5 protein-coding genes are annotated in these 2,803 nt (G+C 63.4%); 1 reads left to right on the forward strand and 4 read right to left on the reverse strand.

Annotation, left to right across the window (positions count from 1 at the left end; genetic code table 11):
- Nucleotides 1-77 precede the first annotated feature (77 nt).
- The 3 genes from ACWDTF_RS24695 to ACWDTF_RS24705 are packed head-to-tail and all read right to left on the reverse strand — an operon-like array spanning nt 78 to nt 1,440.
- Nucleotides 78-812, reverse strand: a complete 735-nt coding sequence (locus tag ACWDTF_RS24695; RefSeq protein WP_449755239.1) for an IS3 family transposase — start codon at nt 810-812, stop codon at nt 78-80.
- Nucleotides 813-814: 2 nt separating this feature from the next.
- Nucleotides 815-1,135 (reverse strand): transposase, encoded by a 321-nt coding sequence (locus tag ACWDTF_RS24700; protein ID WP_374248192.1) that lies wholly within the window; start codon nt 1,133-1,135, stop codon nt 815-817.
- Between the two features lie 5 nt (nt 1,136-1,140).
- The gene (locus ACWDTF_RS24705) at nt 1,141-1,440 is read right to left on the reverse strand and encodes a hypothetical protein (protein WP_355280082.1); all 300 of its coding nucleotides are present in this window, start codon (nt 1,438-1,440) and stop codon (nt 1,141-1,143) included.
- A gap of 82 nt (nt 1,441-1,522) precedes the next feature.
- Between ACWDTF_RS24705 and ACWDTF_RS24710 the strand changes: the two genes are divergently transcribed.
- Complete coding sequence (locus tag ACWDTF_RS24710) at nt 1,523-1,726, forward strand: hypothetical protein (RefSeq protein ID WP_240862908.1); 204 nt, start codon at nt 1,523-1,525, stop codon at nt 1,724-1,726.
- An 18-nt stretch (nt 1,727-1,744) separates the two neighbouring features.
- Here ACWDTF_RS24710 and ACWDTF_RS24715 read toward each other — a convergent pair whose 3' ends face one another.
- The gene (locus tag ACWDTF_RS24715; RefSeq protein ID WP_240862910.1) at nt 1,745-2,602 is read right to left on the reverse strand and encodes a serine/threonine protein kinase; all 858 of its coding nucleotides are present in this window, start codon (nt 2,600-2,602) and stop codon (nt 1,745-1,747) included.
- Between the last annotated feature and the right edge of the window lie 201 nt (nt 2,603-2,803).

A 2,803-nucleotide genomic window follows, 5' to 3' on the forward strand; every position in this document is an offset into this window, starting at 1 on the left:
TGTAACGCCACCGTCAACCCCGGTCAAGTATCTTCCGTTGTCGGCGTGTCTGTTTCACCGTAGCCCCGGGCTCCGGATTAGCCGGTCAACAGGCAATCCCCGACACTGCCAATAGAAGCCGCGATTCCCTCCTCGGCCAGTCGCTGCCCGAACACAATCGCCGTGTACTGTGATCCCGCATCGGAATGATGCACGATCTTGGTCAAATCGACTACACCACAACGCTTTCGATTGTCGATCGCGTTGTTGATGGCGTCAGTCACAAGGTTCACCGTCATTTCCGAGGCCACTTTCCATCCGACGATCTTGCGGGCGAAGACATCGATGACGAACGCTGTATACGCCCACCCGGAGGCGGTACGACAGTACGTAAAATCTGCCACCCACAAACGATTCGGCGCCGAAGCATAGAACTGTCGATCGACCAGGTCTGCCGGCCGCTCAGCGCTCGGCTCTGGGATGGTCGTACGCACCCGTTTCTTCTTGCTCGCGCCACGCCATCCCATCTCGCGCATCACTCGTTCAACGGTACAGCGAGCGACATCAATACCATTGCTGCGCAACACTATCCATGTCTTCCGCGAACCCAACACACGCATCAACGGACGTTCCCGACGAAGGGTGAATATCGCATCAATGACGTGCGCATCAGCGAGCATACGGGCACTGGGCCCGCGGTTGATATGTTCGTAGTACGTGGATGGGGCGATGCGGATACCATGCTCACCGAGCACGGCACACATCGAATCGACGCCCCAGATAAGACCATCCGCACCCACCCGGTGACCCTGGTGAGTGCGGATGAACTCCACAATCAGCGGTGTGGCCGGTCGATCTCGGCCGCGAAGAAAGCCGACGCCGCCTTCAGGATTCCGTTCGCTCGCTTAAGTTCCGCCACTTCCTGCTTGAGCCGCCGAATCTCCTCGTTCTCGGCTTCCGCAACGCCGCCCGCCGCAGTCGCCGGCGTCTTACGAACCCAACAGCGGACCGTCTCCGCCGAGCCCACACCCAACAACTCCGCGGTCTTCCCCATCGCCGCCCACTCCGTGGAACCCTGGGCCACCAACTGCCTGACCATGTCCACCGCGTCGCGCTTCAGCTCAGCCGAGTACCGCTTCGATCCTGCCGCTGCCATAGGTTTCATTCTCCCTTGAGACGAACCCTCCGGAAACACCGGGACGGATCATTGACTACGAGTGAGGTTTCTGTGACGGTGGCCGCGATGGCGACGGCGAGCACGATGTCAGAAACCGCGTGTCTGGTCAGAAACCCGAGGCGTACCAGCGGTTTGTGGCCACATCTGAGGTTTGTGGCGACAAGTGCGGTTTCTGCGACGAGGCCGCGCTCTTCCCGCTTCCACGATCGCCGCCGCAGCTGGCGGGTGGTGGGCTTCGAGGCGGTCTGAGCGAAGTCCTGGCGCATGATGGAATCCGGTGCCATGCTGGGGCACGTCGGGGCATCCGCTGTGCGGCGGATGACAGTTTCGTGACCCAAGTACACCGAGGTACAGGAGATTCACACGATGGCACTCGCCGACAAGTTCGACAAGGCATACGAGGACAAGCCGATCGACGAACTGGCCAACGCGCCGGTCGCGTCGCTTCAGGGCGTGAGCGACTCGGATGCCGAGCACCTCGCGGCCGCCTTCAACATCAAGACGGTGAAGGATCTCGGCACCAACAAGTTCTTCCTCTGGGCGCAGGCGGTGGCCAAGCTGGCCGAATAGGCCGGCAGGTCTGGGCAATCAGCTCGGCGGTCGCATCAATTCGGCGATCGTCGCGTTGACTGCTGCGGCCCGGGCAGTACGGGTGAGGGTCAGCAGGCGTCGCAGCCCGGAGTCCACCTGATCGAGGTGGCCTGCGCTGTCGCCACTCGGGACCCGTTGTGCGACAGCAAGATCGACGATCGCCTCGACGCGGGCCGCGGTTTCGACGATCCGCGTGGCGCGGGCGTCCGCATACGGCGGCAACGGCACATGATGGCGGGCGGTCAGTGCCATGAGTTGCGCGCGAAGGTCACCGATGCGTTCCGCCCTGGCCCCGCCGCCGAGATTGCTGAACAAGTCCGTCGCATCCCGGACCGCTTGCCGCAGTTCGTGTTCGAGATCGCCCGCGGACGGACCGCCGCTCGTCAACGCGCCGAGATCCAGCGGACGCTCGTATCGGTGAATTGCCCACCGGCACACCGCATCGTCGATGTGGAGTGGTCCTGACAGCCGAGCGCCGGTGACCGACGGAATCAAGGCAAGAGGTCCCGCCGCAGATGAGCGCGTCGCTTCGTCCCGGACCAGAAGCACCTCGCCGGCGGCGAAGGCAGCCGTCGTCGCCGGATCCGGCGGAAGTCCCGCGGGGTCGCCCGCGTCGGGCAGCCGGACCACCAGCGCATCCACCTCGCGGAGCATCGCCAGAAGGTCGAGGACGCCGCTGGCGCCCGTGGCGAGGGTGCCGGTGTGGTCGTCGACGACGTGCGTGCCGGCGGTCGAGGTGAGCGCACTGATCACCTCGTCGGGCGAGCAGTGGCCGGCGATCCAGGCCGCGCTCCAGCCGCCGAGCGTGCAGCTCGGCCAGGCGATCGGTTGCTCACGGATGTCGGCGCGGGTCATAGACATTCCACGATACCGACTATCGGAAGGGCGCGAAGTGGTGGCGTGGAGCTGTTGTGTTCATCGGCGGGTGTGGATAGCCTGGGATGGATCAAGTTTGCCGGTATGAACGTCTTTCTGCCGTTGTGCTTGTTGTCTGCCAGCATGTTTGGCGGTGGGGAATGTCTTCGGGGAGGTTTCAGCTTTGTCGGGTAATGGTTT

It is taken from the genome of Gordonia sp. NPDC003422 (assembly GCF_053588675.1).

Bases quoted from the DNA above. Each gene is read 5' to 3' on its own strand.
- ACWDTF_RS24710 (WP_240862908.1), top strand. From the start codon at position 1,523: ATGGCACTCGCCGACAAGTTCGACAAGGCATACGAGGACAAGCCGATC.
- ACWDTF_RS24700 (WP_374248192.1), bottom strand. From the start codon at position 1,135: ATGGCAGCGGCAGGATCGAAGCGGTACTCGGCTGAGCTGAAGCGCGAC.
- ACWDTF_RS24715 (WP_240862910.1), bottom strand. From the start codon at position 2,602: ATGACCCGCGCCGACATCCGTGAGCAACCGATCGCCTGGCCGAGCTGC.
- ACWDTF_RS24705 (WP_355280082.1), bottom strand. From the start codon at position 1,440: ATGGCACCGGATTCCATCATGCGCCAGGACTTCGCTCAGACCGCCTCG.